Here is an 18,264-nt window from a genome sequence, read left to right as displayed (position 1 = left end):
TGCTCTGATGGAACGGCATGCGGTTGTGTCGGCTTACGTGGAAGGTGGCTGGGATCAGGTTCTTGCGACGGTGACGGATTTGCCGCTTCCAGAAGCGATCCAGGGGTTGAACAAGTTGATGATCCATTTCCGCTGGGAGGAAAAGGATTTGACGGGTGTGATCCGGGCTTGCGAGATGGCCGAACGGTTTGCCGGGGATTCCGCTGATCCGGAAGTCCTTGCGGGGCTCAAGGCCGTGTGTTTCAACCGGGCCGCTTTTTGTTGGCGCGGCTGGGGGGATTCCGATGTCACGGTTTCGCCGGAGATGGAGCGGGATGCGGCCCGTTATGCCGAACGCAATATCGAATTGGCTCGTCGGCTCGGCAAAACCGGGGTGCCCTTGGGGCGCGCCGAGTGGCTGGTGGGTGCTTTCGATTGGGCCAGTGGCGATGCGGAAACCGCCGCGGAACGGTTTGACCGGGCTGCCGAGCTGACCGCCGAAGGCGACGACCCCTTGGAGGTGGTCATGGGCCGGGCATACGCCGCAGCTGCACGGGGGCAAGACCCCGCCGACCTTTTGGCCCAACTGGATGCGGCGGAAAACGGGTCGTTCTACTCGGGGCAGGTGCGTTCGGCCATGCAAGTGTACGGGACTTCCGCCGACTGATCCCGTAAACTAGGGGGCGCAGATGCCCAAGGCTGCCTTCACGACGCTCGGTTGCAAAGTCAACCAGTACGAAACCCAACGGATCCTCGACTCGTTTGTCGAAGATGGTTTCGAGGTGGTCCCGTTCGAATCGCCGGCTGACGTCTACGTGGTCAACACGTGCAGTGTAACCAGCCAAGCTGAATCAAAGAGTTGGTATGCCGTCCGCAAAGCCGCCCGGACCAATCCGGCCGCCAAAATCGTGGTGACCGGGTGCGCGGTTCAGATGGGGATCAACAAGGGCACGGGGTTCGAAGTAGGGGATGTGTTCGTCCCCAACCCGGAAAAGCTGGAAGCCAAGAAGCACTTTTACCGGGCGTTTCCGGAAATGGAGGCATGGGCCAAAGCGGAGCCGTTCCCCACCGTGCCCGACCCGAGGGCGAATCGCACCCGCGCGACCCTCAAGATCCAGGATGGGTGCAGCGTGATGTGCAGCTATTGTTCAATCCCCTTCACTCGGCCGGGAATGGTCAGCCGCCCTGCTGATGAGGTTCTAGAGGAAGCCAAGCGCCTGGCCGAAATGGGCTATCACGAAGCGATCCTGACCGGCGTGCTGATCGGCGCATATGGCCCCGAAACCGGGAGCGGCGGCCCGGAATTCGAGGAACTCGTCACCCGGCTGAGCAAAGAAAGCGGTCTCCCCCGCATCCGCATCAGCAGCATCGAAATGCACCAGGTCACCGCCCCGATCATCGACCTGGTCCGGCATGGATCCGTCGTCCCGCACTTCCACATCCCCTTGCAAAGCGGGGACACTGGGGTGCTGAAGGACATGAACCGCCGGTACGGCCAGCAGGATTATCTGGATCTTTGCGACCGGCTTTACGCGGAGCTTCCCGATTTGCAGATCACGACCGACATCATGGTCGGCTTCCCCACGGAGACCGAAGAACGGTTCCAAAGCAGCTTGGCGGTGTGCGAGCACGTGCGGTACCTCAAAGCGCACGTGTTCCGGTTCAGCCCGCGGTTCGGCACCCCAGCTGACCAGTGGGGTGACCCGGTGAGCCCCCAGGAAAAACAGGATCGCGCCCGGCGGCTGAGCGCGCTCACCGAACAAACTGGGCGCGAGCAGGTCCGGCGGTTCTTGGGGCGTTCGGTGCGGGTACTGGCTGAACGGCGCGGCAAGGATGGCTTGCTCGAAGGCACCAGCGACAACTGGATCACGGTCAAGTTCGCGGGGCCGGATTTGATGAAGAAGTCGCTGCAGTGGGTGCGCCTGGACGACGAGCGGGACGGGGTCGCTTATGGGGAGCTTTCGGTTCCCGAGCGGCCGGGTTCGTTGGTGTTAGTGAACTAGCGAACTCAAGAAAAGGCGATTGTGCCAGTCCAAGAAAGGCTGATCGCCACGGTCAGCGGCAACATCAGGCCAGCGAGGGCGAACCCCTTCCAATCTTGGTTGCGGCTCAGCCAAGGCAAAACAAGGAGCCAGATGCACCCAGCGATCCCTGCAAAAAAGGGGAAGTAGGACATCCTCGGGTCGAGGCGTGAGCCTAAATCGGGTTTGAAAGCCATTTGCGGGGCGAGGCAGCAGATGCCGATGGCGATCCAAGGGGTGAGGTAAAGCCCCGATACATGGCGCAAGGCAGACTGGCGATAGTTTGCAAACGCAAAGAACACACTGCCCACAAAAAGAGGCACGACCCAAAACGCAAGGCCTGGCGTCGACCAAACCGTGAACACCCCGGACACAAAACCGATGCTGGCCACGAGGAGATTCGCGATGGCCTTCCAAGGGATGCTGATTTGAATTGGGCGGAATAAAAACTCCACTGAGTGAGAGTCTATCGGCAAAAGGCGAATCCTGAAAACAAAAAAAACGCCCGGCTAGCTGAGACAACCGGGCGCTTTCGATAGGTCAGGCGTTAGAACTTGACGATGCCATAGCGGAGCGAGAAGCTCAGCCCGTCAAAGTTGAAGCCGTCGTAATCCGGCGAGATGTCGTACCGGGCCGCGACCGTGAACCGGTCGCCGAACTGGATGCCGAATTCCGCATTGGCGTTGTATCCCAGATTTTTGCCGCCCAGCCGCTGGCTGTTGAACGTGATGGCATAGTCGGTGTAGTTGAGCCCCGCGCGGACCGCAAAGTAGGGTTGGAAATCGGAATTGGCCTTGCGCATGTCTTGGTTGAACGGCACAACGATCCCGAACGTGTAGCTGCCCATGAACACCTTGTTGCCGTTTTTAGACTGGCTGATCAAGTTCATGTTTGTGCCGACCTTGCGGGTCAGCATGGTGCCTTGCTTCATGGTGGAGACCCCGATCGACCACCATTGGCTGCCGAGGGCGCCGCGCAAGTTGCCATCGGTCGGGAGGAAGACACCGACTTCGGGCCCCACATATTGGTCGTATTGGGCTTGGGCGGCCAGGGGGGCGATGGTGAGGGCCGCGGCGGCCAAGAGGCAGAGTCGGTTGCGCATGATCATAAAGTTACCCAAATGACGCCCGGCAACGTTGCCAGGGTTCACTGATCGATGCCGAGGTAGGCAAACCCGGCCGAGAAATCCCGGACGGCTTGGGCACCGTTTTGGATGATGGAAGCCCAGAACGCCTCCCCTTTTTGGGCCGAAGCCAGGGTGGCAAAACCATAGGAGCCTTGCTCGGTGATTTCGTCAAAATTGGAGACCAAGCCTGGGATGTCGGGGTAGGCGGCAAGCCCGTCGTTGCGGAGTTTCTCCACCTTCACCAAAGAAGGGTGCTTGTGCATCATGAGGCTCGTTTCGGCTTCGCACGCGTGGCGGATGGATTTGAGCGCCCCCTCCATGGTGGAATCGAGGAGTCCGGGTTCGATGAAATCGAAGTAGTTAGCGGCCGCAAGTTGGAGCGTCGGGCGCTCGTGCCGGAGCTGGCGGAACACGATGCGGTTGCTGTCGCAGTTGCCCCCATGGCCGTTGACGGCCATGAATTTGATGAACCCATGGTCAGCAAGGCTGGTCACGGCCCGACGCAGAGCTTCGGCATATCCCTCAAAACTGGCGCTGACGGTCCCGGCAAACGGCATATGGTGGAGCGAGGCCCCCATCCAAAGGCAGGGGGTGACAAGGGCGATATCTGGGCAAGCGGCAGCAATCTCCTGGGCGGCTGCCGTGGCCAGATAGGTGTCGGTTCCGAGCGGCAGGTGGGGCCCATGCTGTTCCACCGCCCCGGTGGGGATGAGCACGACGGTGGACGCCGCATCGAGGGCGGAGACTTCTGGCCAGGTCAGCTCGGAGAGCACCATGTCATTGGTTGGGGTAGAGGTCGCTGATGAGGGCCCGGACGCTGGCGTTCATTTCCCGGCTTTGGTTCATCATGGCGCGAACCTTTTTGTACCCGTGCATCATGGATGTGTGGTCTTTGTTGCCAAACAAGGACCCGATCTGTTTCCAGCTGTCCCCGAGGATTTCCCGCGTGATGTAGATGGCCACGTGCCGTGCTTGGGCGATGTGGGCTTTGCGGCTGATGCCAAGGATTTCTTCCCCATCCACGCGGTAATGCTTACCGACGCTGGCGATGATTTGATCGAAAGTCGGCTTGGCGATGACGAGGTTGGCGTAGTAGCGTTCGACAATCTCGTTGGCCAAGGCGGCATCCATGGGTTGGCCGGTGAGGCTGGCCTGGGCGGCAAATTTGTGCAGGGCGCCTTCCAGGTGGCGCACGGTCCCGTTCACGCCCTCGGCCAAGATCATGGCGGTTTCTTGATCCAAGGCGATCCCTTCAACTTCGGACCGTTTGAGTAGGATGGCGCACTTGGTTTCGGTATCGGGGTGTTGCACGTCCACGACGAGGCCGCTTTCGAACCTGGATCGCAGGCGCTCATCCATCAGGAGCAGGTCGCGCGGGGGCCGGTCGGAGCAGAGGACGATTTGCTTGCCAAGCGATTGAAGGTAGTTGAACGTGTGGAAGATCTCTTCCAGAGTTTTGTCTTTGCCAGCAACGTATTGGATGTCGTCCAAAAGCCAGACGTTGACGCCCCTTTGCTGCCGCCGGAACCGCTCAATCTGGTTGTTCTTGAGCGCGGTGACGAAGTCCTCCATGAATTGGGCGGCCGTCACATACATGATGCTGTGATAGGGGTCGCGTTCCAGGATTTCGTTGGCGATGGCGTGGAGGAGGTGGGTTTTGCCCAACCCGCTGGGCCCATAGATGAACAAGGGGTTGTACCGGGTACCGGGTGCGCTGGAAACGGCCTTTGCTCCCCCCACCGCCATCCGGTTGGATTGCCCGACGACGAAATTTTCAAACGTGAGCCGCTCTTGGGGTTTAAACCGGCCAGGCTCGGACGCCCGGGGGGAAACGCTGGCGACCGCATGGGTGCTAGCGGCCGGTTTTTGGCTGTTGGCAACGACTATCTCTAATTTGACTGCCCGGTCAAGATGTTGGTTGAGGCTTGCCTGGAGGTTGTCGTGGTACCGCTCTTTGACCCATTCGTAGACAAACCGTCCGGGGGCGGAAAAGACCGCGCAATCTTCGCGGAGTTCCACCGGGACGAGCCGCTGCAAAAAGCGGTTCATCACGGTTTCGGGGACTTGGCCGTTCAGGCCGTCAAGGACTTTGTCCCAGGCGGTCTTGAGGGCGACGAGGTCTTCGTGGTCCATGAGCGTGTGCTGGTCTGACATTTCTGCAAGCAAAAACCCCGGATATCGGGGCAATCAAGTGGGGGCAGTATACACAGACCCCCCCATGGATTTTCGTTGCAAAAGCAAGGTTGGCCGGGGTTTTCGAAGAACCTCTAAGCTGGGCCGAAACATCTCGTGCCTGGGGGGGTGAACAGGTTTAATGTCAACCCCTCAAAAAGAAAACAAAATTCGACAAACGGCTACCCATCCCCATGTCCCTGGGCCCTACCTATCCTTTGCTTAACACAAAAGTTGCGAGTGATGCATTTTGCGGCAGAACTGTTAAACTGCGGTGAGCGATGGGTTTGCGGGTCTTGTGCGTCCTTGCCGGGGGAACCCCTCCGTTCCAATCTTTGGCCGATTTAGCGCAAGGGGCCGATGCGGTCTGGGCGGCAGATTCGGGCCAGGATGTCTGCCTGGCCAACGGGTTCTTGCCCCATGTGGTCGTGGGCGATTTGGACAGTGTCTCCGAACGCATGCCCGGGGTCGAATATCGGGAGCGCCCCGACCAAGACCACAGCGATTGCGACAAGCTGCTGGCCGAAGTCCGCGGCCTGGGAGAAGTCGACTTGGTGATGGCGGGGCTTGAAGGCGACCGGTTCGACCATGTGGTCACCAGCCTTTCAAGCATCGCCCGTAGCGGCCTATCGCCAAGGATCCTTCTCCAACAGGGTTTTGGTGTCTTTTGCCGGGCTGGGGCCGGCCTCGCCTTCCGGGCGTCCCCGGGCCAGGTTTTTTCGCTTTTGTCGCTGGATGGGGCGCTTGTCTCAACCCGGGGCGCCAGGTGGGAAATGCAAGACCGCACAGTCTCATTTAGTTCCGGGTTCAGTTTGAGCAACGAATTCGCTGGAGACCGGTTGGAAATCCGGGTGGATCAGGGGGTGGTCATGGCGATTTTGGATTCCTTGCCGTTGGCGTGGCATTGACCCGATTTGAAACACCTGGCCTTTTGGATTACGTCCTAATACCGATAGACTTAACAGGACGGCCCCGCCGCAACAGTACGAGACCATGACCACCCCGCACGACATGACTGACCACGAACCCCAAACCGAGCCGACCGTCGATCCCCAAGATTCTGCAGTTGCCGAAATGGAAGCCGATTCCAGCGGGGCTGAGGCAGTCGAAGAATCGATTGAATCGGCAACCGAGCCGAGGCCGCGCCTTATTGTCAAACGCCAGGGAGTGGAAACCGGCGAGGAGTTCCCGATCGCCGCACCGGCGACTATCGGCCGGTTCGACCCCAGCGTCGGCCCGATCGACGTGGATTTGGGGAACATCGAGGAAGGCGGCTATGTGTCCCGCAAACATGCCAAGATCACCGAGGACGCGGGCGTCTTTTCGATTCAGGATCTGGGGAGCTCAAACGGGGTGTACATCCTCCGCGACGGGGAATTCCAGCGGGTAGCCGAATCCGAACTGGCCGACGGCGATGAGATCGCGTTTGGCAATGCCCGGTTCGTCTTCCGGGTGAGCTGAACCGGGGTGGACCGGTTTTCAATGGGCTCAGACGATCTGGACGTCTTGCGGCCCGGATTGGAGTTTGCCGATTTCTGCGGCGGGGATCCCAGACTCGTTGACGGCCTGAACGACTGATTCGGCATTGTCGGAGTCGACGACGAGCACCATGCCGATGCCCATATTGAACGCCCGGTACATTTCGGCGTCGTCGATGTTGCCGAGCGCCTGGATTGCTTCGAACACCGGCAAAGGCTGCCAAGCCCGGCGGTTGATTTTGGCTTGGACATTCAGCGGGAGCACCCGGGGGAGGTTATCGGTCAGCCCCCCGCCGGTGATGTGGGCGGCCGCCTTGATCAGGCCCTGGCCGATCAGGCTATGGACGGCGTCGAAATAGCACGTGTGAGGCCGCATGAGCACGGCACCGATCGTGGAATCCGGGTCTCCGGGCAGCGGGTCGCGAACCGAGAGCCCGTGGTCGCCGAAAAAGACTTTGCGGGCCAGGGAATAGCCGTTGGTGTGCAAGCCGTTGCTGGCCAATCCGATCAACCGGTCGCCCGCCACGACCGGGGGCCGAGGCAGCCGCAGGGCCTCATCGACCACGCCGACGATGCATCCCACGATATCGACTTCGGCATCCAGATAAACGCCGGGCATTTCGGCCGTCTCCCCGCCGACTAAGGCACACCCAACTGCCGCGCAGGCATCGGCAGCGCCGGTCACGACCTGGTTGAAAACAGCCCGCTCCAGTTTGCTGCACCCAAAGTAGTCGAGGAAGAAGAGGGGCCGCGCCCCTTGGCAAAGGATGTCGTTGACGCAATGGTTGACGATGTCGTGCCCAAGCCCCGAATAATCGCCCGTCATTTGGGCGACTTTGGTTTTTGTGCCGACCCCGTCGATCGAACTGACGAGGATCGGCCGATCCATGCCACCGAACTCGGCGCGGAACATGGCCCCGAATGCCCCAATGCCGCCGATGACTTGCTCCGTATGGGTGGCATTGACGGCCTCGCGCACGGAATCCAGGGAGGCCTGTGCCTCTTCGATGTCGACACCGGCAGCGGAGTAGTCCTGGCCCGATTCCATGGTTGGACTGTACCCCTGGCCCGGCCCAGGAAAGCCCCAAATCCCCTGGGCCGTTGGACGGGTTGGGTATCGTACTGGGGCGTGAGTCGTTAGCTCAGCGGTAGAGCAACGCCCTTTTAAGGCGTGGGCCCTGGGTTCGAATCCCAGACGACTCACCACTTTTGAATGGAAATGGCCCGGCTGCCAAAGTAGCCGGGCCATCGTTGTTCAAGATCCCTGTCAGACGATTTTGGCGAACCGGTCAAACCCGTGCCGGTAGTGGGGGAACCCGTCTTCGGCCGGCCGGCCCATGGCGACGATGGCGGGGATCTGCGCTTTTTCGGGCAATCCCAACAGGGCTTTGACCTTTTCCGGGTCGAAACCGAGCATCGCGCTGGTGGCATAGCCGTGAGATTGGGCGGCAAGCAGCAGGAATCCCATGAACGTGTAGCCTTGGGCTCGCCCCCACCAGTGGAAATCAGACTCCGAATAACCCGCAAAGTGGTCGCGGATTGACTTGGCGGTTTCGGCTTCCCGTTCCTTCATGCCGGGGTGGATGGTGTCTTCCACGTTGTCGATCGCTTCGGCCATGTCCGTCCAAATGACAAACGTGACGGCAGAAGCGCCAACTTGGGGCTGGCCATAAGCGGCTTCCATCAGTTTGCCTTTGGTTTCGGGGTCTTTGACGGCGACCACGCGCCAAGGTTGGATGTTCCAGGGGCTCGGAGCGAGCCCGGCGACGGAGACGAGTTCCCGGATCGTGTCGTCACTAATCGGCTCGTCGGTGTATTTGCGGATCGAATTTCGGGCGTGGGCCGCCTGGGTTACGGTGAGTTCCTGTTCCATCAAGGCGGTTCTACGCCATACAGGTGCCAAAAGTAAACGCTGCGTTTCGTATTTTGTGAGAAAAGTCCCTACCTTTCAATGGTGACCAATCCCGGGGCACCTTCCGTACCCTTGATGGTAATGGCAATGGGCAGGAATTGCTTGACGACCCAAGCCATGGTTTTGAGCCGACGGGTGATGTTGGGCGTTGTGTAGGTGGTGAGCCCTTCAGCCAGGCAAGCGGGCACCAGGAGCTGGTCCGCTAAGTGCGGGTCGGCAGTCGCCTCGGACCGGAGGAACGCCTCAAACTCCGCCCACGCTTTTTCGATCGTGCTGGCAATGCTCCCCCCCCGGCTCCAGCAGGCAGAGGCCGACCCGGCGCCCCGTTCGAACCGGGCCCAAAACGTGATGCTGAGTCCAGGTTCCGGGCCGGAAAGCTCGATCTGGTCGACCTGGTCGCCCAGGCCACGGTCTTGCAGGAGTTTTAGGCAACCGGAAACGGCGTCGGCAACCGCCTGGGAATGGACTTCGCACGCCGAAACCCGGGCACCGGCGGCGGCCAAGGATCCCCGATTCGGCCAATGGATGGGCACGATCTCGGACGGCTCGACTTCAACGACCACCTTTCCCCGCCCGGCGTACCCGAATCCCGCCAGGTGGATGTGTGGGTAGATGCCGATCCCTTGGGCGAGGTGGGCCGGGGCGGAGCAGAGTTCGAACGCATCAAAGCCCAGGGTGTTGTTGTTGTGGGTTTCGCCGAACAGGGTCAGGGTCGAATAGGCTCCGGATCGGGCCAACAAGGGGGCCAGGGTTTCGGCCGCAACAAGCGTGTTGCCGGGTGACCGGCCCGATCCGGAGCGGGGGATGTCGTGTTCGAAGTGGATGGGTTTTGGCAGCCGTTTGGGCGAGAATGCGACTTTGGCATCGCCGATTTCCGCCTCGGTCGGCGCGTTGCAAGCCTGGGAAAGGGCGGCCAAGACGGCAAAATCTTCCGCCGCGAGCCCCGGCTTGCGGGTGGCCCCCCTGATTTGGTCAACGACAACGGGCTTTTGGGTCAGGGCGCTCAGGCAGAGCGCCGTCCGGAGCAGGGCTCCCCCGCCTTCGCCATGGCTGCCGTTGAGAGTGATCGGGTCATCGGCCGTGCGCATGGCGGGCAATTTGGCCTCAGACTTTGAGTTTCCAGACCAGGAATTCGAGGACTTTGATCGCGTAGGCCATAGCGACCAGGGTCAAGACAAACAGAATGATCTCGTTGTAAGGAATTGTCCCACCGGTGATGGACGTGGCCTGGACGGAGGGATCCACGGGCTTCCCGTTTTGCAAAGTGACGCCCTTGTAGATGTTGTCAATGGTTTGCAGCCCTCCCTGGATAACGCCGGCAAGGACAGGGCGGAGCCCGATGTAAATGGCGGCGACACCGACCACGATGATGGGCAAAAACAGCTTATATTTATGCTTTTGGTGCTCGTTGTAAATCACGCATTGGCGGCACCGTTCGGCCTTTGCGGCCGCACTGAGTTTGCTGTTTTGGGGGATGAATTTGGCGGCGGCAACCATGTCTTTGGAGAGGGTTTTGCCCTCCATCGCCGTTTTGATGACGCTTTCCTCGCACATGCAGCCGACCCGCTCTTTCCAGCAGGTGCGCTTGGTGTGGTAGATGGGGCACCGTTCGCGGACGAATTTGCGGCAATAGGGGAGCTGCCAGCACTTGCCCATGAAGACGTCGCGGACATCTCGCTCTTCCTTCATGCCTTTGCCGTACTTCATTTGTTCGGCTTTTGCGCCTTCAATCATGCGGATCCGGGCCCGCGTGATGACGTCGGCGACAATCAGGATGATCCCGACCAAGATGGCGGGGTATCCGGATTGCGAAAGGAAGTTGACCGCGTTGGTGTTGAGTTGGTTAACCCCGCTGCCGAGTGCGGCGGGCATATAGGCCTGGGCAAAGGCCAATGCGAGCCCGATGATCAGCATGATCGGGCCTGCGACTTCTTCCCCCCAGAACAGCCACGCAGCCCCCAGTGACATGGAAAGGACACCCCAAAGGGCGGACATGCGGAAGTAGTCCTGGTACTTGAGGGCTTGCTCGATGGCTTCTGAGCCGGCGGTGCCGGATCCGAAGATTTGATAGAGCAGAATTCCGACTCCGATGACCGTTGCGACCGCCCCGCCGTAGAAGAGGGCTTTGGCCAGCCCATCCATGAACCCAGCGGCTGAATCGCCGATGGGGTTGTTGTTGAAATTCTGGGGGTTCGGTCTGGCCATCGAGGGTTACATCACTTTTTGACGCGTTCCAGGTATTCGCCGGTTCTGGTATCGACCTTGACGACCTCTCCTTCTTTGACGAAGAAAGGGACGTTGACGACGGCCCCGGTCTCCAGTGTGGCGGGTTTGCCGCTGCCGCCAGTCACGGTGTCGCCCTTGTGGGCCGGGTCGGTTTGGACAACTTCGAGTTCGACGAAGTTGGGGATTTCGTAACCGATCATCTCGTCGCCCACGCGGGTTGCCATGACTTCCATTTCTTCCTTCAGAAATTTCGCCTGGTCGCCAAACACCGATTCGTCGACCGGGAATTGTTCGTAAGTGTCCAAATCCATGAGGACGAGTTCATTCCCTTGCCGGTAAAGGTATTGGTAATTCACCTTTTCAAGAAAGGCGTCATCAAATTTCTCGCCCGAGCGGAAGGTTTTTTCAAAGGTTGCGCCGGTTTTGAGCCGTTTGAGTTTGGTCCGCACGAACGCGGGCCCCTTGCCCGGTTTGACATGTTGGAACTCTAAGATCTGGTGCACTTCGCCATCAAGATAGAAGGCGACGCCGGGCCGGAAGCTGCTGGTATCGATTGCCACAGTGGATCCCTTGTTTGGTTAGGCAGAATGTTACTCGATCCACCTGACTGGGCTCCAGGTTGGTCAGATACGCCCGAGCGGGTTGACCGGCTTGCCGTTGATGCGGACCTCGAAATGGAGGTGGGGGCCAGTGCTGTACCCGGTGGAGCCGACGGCCGCGATCTTTTGGCCTTGGCTGACGGTTTGCCCAACCGAAACAAACAGCCGGCTGCAGTGCCCATAAAGGGTGGAGACGCCCCCGCCATGGTCGATGACGACGGTGTTGCCGTACCCGTTGAGGTAAGCGGCGGTGATGACTTTGCCAGATCCGGCGGCTTTGATGGCCGTCCCCGATGGGGCCGCGATATCTTGACCGGTGTGCATTTTCCGCACTCCGCTGATCGGGTGGACTCGGTAGCCGAAGCCGCTGGAGAACCGGCCGTTAACCGGGAGGATGAACTTGCCGCTGAAAATCGGGGTCGAGCCAGATGCTTTAGCTTGGAGGGCGGCGATTTGCGCCTCCAGCTTTTGGCTCTCTTTGAGCATGTCGTCGTACCGGTCTTCAAGATCGTTTTCTTCGGCCTTGAGTGAGGCGAACATGGCTTTCTTTTCGGCCCGGACTGATTCAAGTTCGGCCAATTGCTTCGTTCTTTGCTCAATCAGCGCGGCGACTTGGATGACTTTGGCGTCGCGTTCCTTTTTCTTGGCGAGGACGGTATCCCGGAGCACACGCGCTTCGGTGAAGATTTCACGGTCTTTGTCGGCGATGCGCTCCAGCAAGGCTTTGCGGGCAGCGAGGTCGCTGAGGTTTTCCGATTCGGAAAGGAGGGCGATGGGTGAGCCGTCGCCTTGCACATACATGGCCCGGATGCGGTGACCGACCCTGATTTTGATCTGTTCTAGCTTTTCGGTTTGTTCGCGCAATTCGGTCGCCAGTTTCTGTTGCTCGCGCTTGGCGGATTCCAATTCCCTCTCGGTTTTGTCGAGTTGGTCTTGGACGGATGACATTTTGTTGTCAACCGCATGGACGGCGTCCATGGCGTCGCCGACTTCGGCGCGTTTGGCGTTGAGCTGTTTTCGGAGTGCGTTTCGCTTGTCTTTGACTTTGTTAAGGGATTGCGAAAGGCTGGTCTTTTTTTTCTTTTCCGTTGCGGAAAGTTGGGCAAAGGAGACCATTCCTGCGGTGAGCAGGAGGGCAAGAGCTATGGAGGCGATTCGTTTCATCTGGGGATGGCTTCCTTTTGATTTTCACGAATGGCGAGTGCGCCACAAACGTAGCCGTAGGCGGCACCGGCCAAAGCCAGGGACGCGGTCGTCCACGCGGCCGGGAAGGGCTCTGTATGGATCATCGGCATGGTGCCGATGGCTTTGGAGACGATCCCAAACCCCACCCACAATACCAGGGTTGCGATGAGGGAGCCGAGGACGCCGTGGGTGATGCCTTCAATGAGCAGCGGGATTTCGATGGTGGATCGGTTCGCGCCGACAAGCTCCATGATCCGGATTTCGCGGCGGCGGGCGTTCATGGTGAGCCGGACCGTGTTGTAAATAAGGATCCCGCCGGTGAGGAGGGTGACGATGCCCAGGCCGATTCCCAGCCACCGGATGGAGTTGATGACGCTTTCCAGCAGGGATTGGACTTCTCCCATGAGCTGGACGCCGTCTTTTGGGGCGACTTCGGGCATGTGCCCGACGAGCTTCGAGACGGAATCGACTTTGCGCAGGTCTTTGAAGGTCACCACAAAGGTGTCGGGCATGGGGTTTTCAAGTTCCAGACCACTCGTAATGGAGGGGTTTTTCTTTTTCCATTCCGCCCAGACCTCGGCCTTACTTTTGAAGGTGACTTTGTCAACGCCATCGAGTTTGCCGATGTTGTCGCCGAGGGTGCGCACCTGGTCGGGGGTGGCGTCGTCACGGGCGAAGACGCTCATTTCAAAGCGGGATCCCTGGGCGGCGACATATTTGGAAAGGCCGATATAGGTGAGGGTGAACCCGCCGACGATGACCAGGGCCAGCGAAGAGGCGATGATGGAGGCAAAGGTCATGCCCCGGTTCCGGCGGAGGCTGACGATGGCCTCGCTGACCAAGAACTCCAGCCGGTCAAGCATGGCTTCCCCCTTGGCTTCCGTTGGCGCCTTGGTCTTCCCGGTCTTCCTGGTGTTCCTGGGTTTCCGTTGCGGCTATGGTCGTGTCGTCCCCCTGCTCCTCGATCAACCCGGCCGACATAAGGATGACCCGTTTGTTGGCCCGGGCGACTTGGGTGATGTCGTGGGTGGCGACGATGACGGTCGTGCCCTGGGAGTTGAGCTCCAAAAGGATGTTGATAATCTCGTCGCTGTGGGCGGGGTCGAGGTTGCCGGTGGGCTCGTCGGCCAAAAGCAGCGGAGGATTGTTGATGAGCGCCCTGGCGATGGCGACGCGTTGCTGTTCGCCCCCAGAGAGCTCACCGGGATAAGCGTCGGCCCGGTGGAGGATATTGACTCGTTCCAAGATTTCCGGGACTTGTTCCCTGACTTCGAGTTTGGTCCGGCCAACGGCGCGCATGGCGTAGCCGACATTTTCCCAGACTTTTTTGTTGGGGAGCAGCCCGAAGTCTTGGGGGATGATCCCAATTTTGCGCCGGATCTCCGGGATGTCCTCCGGCTTGAGGAGGCTGAGTGGGCGCCCGTCCAAAACCGCTTCGCCTTTGGTTGGCTTGATTTGCCCGCTGAGGACGCGGATGATCGTGGATTTGCCGCTCCCGGTTTGCCCGCAGAGGAAGACGAATTCCCCCCGTTCAACGGTGAGGCTGACCCCGCGCAATCCGGCGACGTAATCGTTGTAGGCCACCTCCACTCTTTGGAGGGCGATGTAGGGGTCGTTCGCCATGTCGTCTGGATCCCGAGAGATGCTACCCATCGGGACGCCTGGAGGTTCCGGAAGGGTGTGCCGGTCCGGGTAAACCTGGTTGGATGGGGCAACGGACGGTCGAGCGGATCCGGGTCCGGTATGGGGAGACGGACATGATGGGGCACGCCTACTACGGCAATTACATGCTCTACTTTGAACAGGCCCGTGCGGCCTGGTGCCGCGAACGGGGATTTTCCTATTTGGAGATGGAGCAGTCGGGCTTCAAGCTTCCGGTTGTGGAGGTGTGGGCCAAGTACCGGGGGGAAGTGAAATACGACGACGTGATCGCGGTGGCGATTTGGGTCGGCGAGGTCCGCCGGGCGGCCATCCAGTTTTTGTATGAGATCACCAACGAATCGACCGGAAAGGTTGTGACAGAGGGTTACACCTGGCAGGTGTGCGTGGACCAAAGCATGAAAGCGGCAACAATCCCGCCGTTCTTTCGAGAATTGGTTGAAAAAGGCGCCAGCTGACGCGGTTGGCGCACTCGGGTCGGGTCAAACCAGCTAAAGTAAGGGATGCAGTTGCGCGTCTGCGTTTGGGCCCTGGCAATGGCCCTTTGTGTTTCCCCTGCCCTGGCCGGATCGGTCAAACGGCAAGAAAAGGTTCTTTTGGAGTTCAAACCGGAGGCGGGGCAGTCGGCCAAGTCCAAAGACGCCTCCAAAATCACCTTTTCAGCCCAGGGCCAGCAAATCGTGATCGAAGACAGCAGTGTCTTTGAGACCGAGGTTGTCTCGTCCGATGCCGAAAAATCCGTTTTGCGGTCAAAAACGGTTTCTTCCAAGACGACGATCAACGGGGATCCGCTCGAATCCGACCCCGACGACAGCACAACGGATACCACCTTTGCGCGCAACGGCCAGATCTTGGCGGTCAAGCACAACCCGGAGATCGAAGACGAACTCCAAATCCGTTTGGAGAACTCCGTGGCCGTCGGCACTGCCCTCATTTTCAAATCGGAGCCAATCGGGGCGGGCGACACTTGGACCCACGATTACCCAGAGTCGGCGGACTTGAAGGTTGCGGCAGCTTCGGCGACATTCACCGTGATCGGGTTTGAAGAGGTGGATGGGGTCGCCTGCGCAAAGATCAAGATGGACTGGTCCGAAAAATCGGGCAGCCCGGCGATGAAGGTCTCTTCAACGCAATGGATCGAAATCGCAAGCGGCGACGCGATAAAAATCGAGTCCAAGGTCACCGGGGCGAAGTTCGATTTTGGACTGGGCGAACCGGTTGTTTTGTCCATTGAGAGCAAAACCGGGCGGACAAGCGGGGGCCTGGTCAAATCTGACACCAACAAACCGGAAGGTGGCCAGGATGCCGGCGCGATCGACCAAGCCGTTGAGGGTTTTGAAAAGCTGGATGGCGCCTTGACGCTCTATAAAAAGTCCGATGGCGGCAAAACCGTTTTGAAGCTAGAAGTCAAAAAGTCGCAGTTCGGCACGGCCATGATGCTGCAAACGACCGCTTCGACCGGGTTGGCCGATGGCCGGCTGACGGCCGGCGACCCGATCAACGACCTTGTCTTCGAATTCCGCCGTTTGCCCAACAACCGGCTTGCGATGTATGTGCCCAACTACCTTTACCGGGCCGACAACAATTTGGCGATCGCCCGGGCGGTGCGCCGGTCATTCCCCGATTCGCTGGTCGAAAGTTTCGACATCGAAGCGGAGCAAGCCGACCGTGATTCGGTGTTGATCGATGTTTCGGACATGTTCCGGGGCGACTTGGGCCGGGTCGCCGAGATCCTCGCTGGCGGTGGCAACCCGATCCTGGGTGGGGGAGGAACCCCCTACATCCTGGATCGGGAGAATTCCTACCTCGCGTCCGTGGCAAATTTCCCAAAGAACCTTTCTGTTCGGGCGACTCTCAACTTCATCGGCCGCGGGGGTGGGGGTCTGGGATCCCTCTTGAGCACGGGTGGCCGCCCGGCTGATGACCGCAGCGTCGTCCTTTCTGTTGAATACAACCTTTTTGCCTTGCCGGTGGAAAATGGGTACCAACCCCGGATGTACGACAGCCGCGTCGGGTTCTTCACCACCGACTTCACATCGTACGACGACCCGACCGCCAATGATTTGAAGGTCCAGTACATCAACCGTTGGAACCTGGTCAAAAAAGACCCCTCAGCAGCGGTGAGCGACCCGGTTGAGCCGATTGTGTTTTGGATCGACAACGCTACTCCGCCGGAATACCGCGAAGCCGTCAAGGCTGGAATCGAAGGGTGGAACGCCGCGTTCCTCGAAGCCGGGTTCAGCAATGCCGTCATCGCCAAGCAGATGCCGGACGACGCCGACTTCGACCATGCCGACATGCGCTATAACGTTGTGCGGTGGGTGGCTTCCCCGGATGCTGCCTATGCGATTGCGCTGATGCGGGCGAACCCGTTGACGGGTGAAATCCTCAATGCTTCGGTGACCGTCGACGCCAACATCGTCCGGACATTTGCCGGGGAATATGGCGTGTTCATCCGTCCAGAAGCCTGGCAGGCCCGGGTGAAGCGCCGCTTGGCTAGCTTGGCCGCCAACGGCTGCAGCCCTAACCGGTGCGATTTGCTCACCGATGGCAACCTGTCCATGCTGACGGGGATGACGGCCGCCGCTCAAATGGCGGGGGTTTCCCGGAGCGAGTATGTCAACCAGTTCGTCCATTGGGTTGTCAGCCACGAAGTTGGGCACTTGATGGGCTTGCGGCACAATTTTGTGGCCTCCACGCTCCTCTCGCTCGACCAACTGGGGAACCCAGCAACCGTCGATAAAGAAGGCACGGCGGCCTCGGTGATGGATTACGTCGCGTTCAACCCTTCGGCTTTGAAGAATCCCGAAGCGGACTTCTTCAGCCAGACGGTTGGCCGGTACGACAAGTGGGCGATCAAGTTCGGCTACACGCCGTTTGCCGGGAAATCGACCGGCGGGGAGCGTTACGACCTGTACCAGATTGCGCAGCAAGGCGCCCGCGAAGGGCTGGCCTGGCTGGGCGACGAATATGCTGATGGCGTCGACCCGTATGTCACCCGGTTCGACCTGGGTGCCGACCCGCTGGCCTATTGGACGAAGATGGGCTCGGTCAGCCGCCAGCTCATGCTGGATCTTCCGGCGACAACGCTGAGGCCGGGCGAAAGCTACTACACCTTCACCCGCGAGTTCGACAGGCTGTTCAGCATGTATGGCCAGTCTGCAATCGAACTGACTCGGTTTATCGGGGGTGTCCGGCGCAGCCCGTCGTACCCATCAGACCCTGGCGGGAAGAAGCCGATTGTGACGATCCCGGCCACCACGCAGAAGGCGGCATTAGACCAAGTGGTCAAAATGGTGTTCGCAAAAGATTCCTTGAGTTTTCCCAAAGGGTTCTTCAAGAATTTCACGGTTAACCCAAAGGCCGACTTTATCGAACAAATGTTGGCCGGTTCCGACGACTACCCGGTTCGAGACGTCTTGGGCGGATTGCAATCGGCCGCCCTTGATTCATTGCTGGATCCTGGCACGATGGCCCGGTTGGTCAACCAGGAGTACAAAGCCGAACCGAATGAGAAGGTCTTGACGATCGTCGACCTGTTCCAATCGTTGCACAAGGCAATTTGGGTGGAATTGGGTGGCAACGGTGCGGTTGACCCCTTGCGGCGCGATTTGCAAAAGAGCTATGTGGACTCTTTGATCGCGATGGTGCTGGAAAAACAGGTCGTGCCGGCTGACGCGTTAATCCTCGCTCGCTATGAGCTCACTCAATTGCGGGGCAGCTTGGCGACAGCGGCAAAGGCGAACAAAGATCCCCAGACGGCTCTGCACTACGCTGATCTGTCCACACGAATCGGCATGGCATTGGACGCAAAGCCGACCGTCGGGGCATCGGGTGGGGGTTCTCCCAGTCTGCTCGATCTGCTGCGGGGCGGCTAGCCGCAAAAACCCGGGCCGATCGGCCCGGG

The 18,264-nt window shown here is 59.7% G+C and carries 18 protein-coding genes and 1 tRNA gene; 7 read left to right on the top strand and 12 right to left on the bottom strand.

Translation table 11 applies throughout. The features are described 5' to 3' along the window. The first annotated feature begins 7 nt into the window (after positions 1-7). The gene (locus JNM28_08555; protein MBL8068486.1) at positions 8-646 is read left to right on the top strand and encodes a hypothetical protein; all 639 of its coding nucleotides are present in this window, start codon (positions 8-10) and stop codon (positions 644-646) included. Between the two features lie 22 nt (positions 647-668). Further along, positions 669-1,982: a tRNA (N(6)-L-threonylcarbamoyladenosine(37)-C(2))-methylthiotransferase MtaB gene (gene mtaB, locus JNM28_08550; GenBank protein ID MBL8068485.1), complete on the top strand. Its 1,314-nt coding sequence runs from the start codon at positions 669-671 to the stop codon at positions 1,980-1,982. A 5-nt stretch (positions 1,983-1,987) separates the two neighbouring features. Here mtaB and JNM28_08545 read toward each other — a convergent pair whose 3' ends face one another. From JNM28_08545 to dnaA, 4 genes are all read right to left on the bottom strand, one after another. Continuing rightward, positions 1,988-2,455 (bottom strand): hypothetical protein, encoded by a 468-nt coding sequence (locus JNM28_08545; GenBank protein ID MBL8068484.1) that lies wholly within the window; start codon positions 2,453-2,455, stop codon positions 1,988-1,990. A 92-nt stretch (positions 2,456-2,547) separates the two neighbouring features. Then, positions 2,548-3,102: an outer membrane beta-barrel protein gene (locus tag JNM28_08540; GenBank protein MBL8068483.1), complete on the bottom strand. Its 555-nt coding sequence runs from the start codon at positions 3,100-3,102 to the stop codon at positions 2,548-2,550. 44 nt (positions 3,103-3,146) lie between these two features. Then, on the bottom strand, positions 3,147-3,902 hold the full coding sequence (locus JNM28_08535; GenBank protein MBL8068482.1) for a creatininase family protein: 756 nt from the start codon (positions 3,900-3,902) through the stop codon (positions 3,147-3,149). 1 nt (position 3,903) lies between these two features. Beyond that, a complete protein-coding gene (dnaA, locus tag JNM28_08530) occupies positions 3,904-5,280 on the bottom strand; it encodes a chromosomal replication initiator protein DnaA (GenBank protein ID MBL8068481.1) in 1,377 nt (458 codons plus the stop codon). 299 nt (positions 5,281-5,579) lie between these two features. On the opposite strand from dnaA, the gene JNM28_08525 reads away from it, so the two are divergent. Both JNM28_08525 and JNM28_08520 read left to right on the top strand, forming a co-directional pair. Then, on the top strand, positions 5,580-6,206 hold the full coding sequence (locus JNM28_08525; protein ID MBL8068480.1) for a thiamine diphosphokinase: 627 nt from the start codon (positions 5,580-5,582) through the stop codon (positions 6,204-6,206). Between the two features lie 85 nt (positions 6,207-6,291). Further along, positions 6,292-6,759, top strand: a complete 468-nt coding sequence (locus tag JNM28_08520) for an FHA domain-containing protein (GenBank protein ID MBL8068479.1) — start codon at positions 6,292-6,294, stop codon at positions 6,757-6,759. Positions 6,760-6,786: 27 nt separating this feature from the next. Here the strand turns inward: JNM28_08520 and JNM28_08515 are convergent, their stop codons facing one another. Beyond that, positions 6,787-7,824, bottom strand: a complete 1,038-nt coding sequence (locus tag JNM28_08515; protein ID MBL8068478.1) for a phosphoribosylformylglycinamidine cyclo-ligase — start codon at positions 7,822-7,824, stop codon at positions 6,787-6,789. An 83-nt stretch (positions 7,825-7,907) separates the two neighbouring features. Between JNM28_08515 and JNM28_08510 the strand changes: the two genes are divergently transcribed. Then, positions 7,908-7,982: transfer RNA gene (locus JNM28_08510), tRNA-Lys, on the top strand. 61 nt (positions 7,983-8,043) lie between these two features. On the opposite strand, the gene JNM28_08505 is transcribed toward JNM28_08510, so the two are convergent. From JNM28_08505 to JNM28_08475, 7 genes are all read right to left on the bottom strand, one after another. Then, entirely contained in the window at positions 8,044-8,649 is a 606-nt protein-coding gene (locus JNM28_08505; GenBank protein ID MBL8068477.1) for a nitroreductase family protein, read from the bottom strand. Between the two features lie 68 nt (positions 8,650-8,717). Further along, positions 8,718-9,776, bottom strand: a complete 1,059-nt coding sequence (locus JNM28_08500) for a hypothetical protein (GenBank protein MBL8068476.1) — start codon at positions 9,774-9,776, stop codon at positions 8,718-8,720. A 16-nt stretch (positions 9,777-9,792) separates the two neighbouring features. Next, the gene (locus tag JNM28_08495; GenBank protein ID MBL8068475.1) at positions 9,793-10,893 is read right to left on the bottom strand and encodes a hypothetical protein; all 1,101 of its coding nucleotides are present in this window, start codon (positions 10,891-10,893) and stop codon (positions 9,793-9,795) included. 11 nt (positions 10,894-10,904) lie between these two features. Beyond that, entirely contained in the window at positions 10,905-11,468 is a 564-nt protein-coding gene (gene efp, locus JNM28_08490) for an elongation factor P (protein ID MBL8068474.1), read from the bottom strand. 69 nt (positions 11,469-11,537) lie between these two features. Continuing rightward, positions 11,538-12,677 carry a peptidoglycan DD-metalloendopeptidase family protein gene (locus JNM28_08485; GenBank protein MBL8068473.1) on the bottom strand — a complete coding sequence of 380 codons (1,140 nt, stop codon included), beginning with the start codon at positions 12,675-12,677 and terminating at the stop codon, positions 11,538-11,540. After that, complete coding sequence (locus JNM28_08480) at positions 12,674-13,561, bottom strand: hypothetical protein (protein ID MBL8068472.1); 888 nt, start codon at positions 13,559-13,561, stop codon at positions 12,674-12,676. The genes JNM28_08485 and JNM28_08480 overlap by 4 nt, the downstream gene beginning before the upstream one ends. After that, entirely contained in the window at positions 13,554-14,321 is a 768-nt protein-coding gene (locus JNM28_08475; GenBank protein MBL8068471.1) for an ATP-binding cassette domain-containing protein, read from the bottom strand. The genes JNM28_08480 and JNM28_08475 overlap by 8 nt, the downstream gene beginning before the upstream one ends. 83 nt (positions 14,322-14,404) lie before the next feature. On the opposite strand from JNM28_08475, the gene JNM28_08470 reads away from it, so the two are divergent. Both JNM28_08470 and JNM28_08465 read left to right on the top strand, forming a co-directional pair. Continuing rightward, on the top strand, positions 14,405-14,815 hold the full coding sequence (locus tag JNM28_08470) for an acyl-CoA thioesterase (protein ID MBL8068470.1): 411 nt from the start codon (positions 14,405-14,407) through the stop codon (positions 14,813-14,815). A 45-nt stretch (positions 14,816-14,860) separates the two neighbouring features. Further along, the gene (locus JNM28_08465) at positions 14,861-18,235 is read left to right on the top strand and encodes a zinc-dependent metalloprotease (protein ID MBL8068469.1); all 3,375 of its coding nucleotides are present in this window, start codon (positions 14,861-14,863) and stop codon (positions 18,233-18,235) included. The last annotated feature ends 29 nt before the right edge of the window (positions 18,236-18,264 follow it).

It is taken from the genome of Armatimonadota bacterium, assembly GCA_016789105.1.
Classification (GTDB): domain Bacteria; phylum Armatimonadota; class Fimbriimonadia; order Fimbriimonadales; family Fimbriimonadaceae; genus UphvI-Ar2.
Note: the sequence above shows the minus strand (reverse complement) of the source record. Positions and strands in the feature narration are given on the sequence as shown.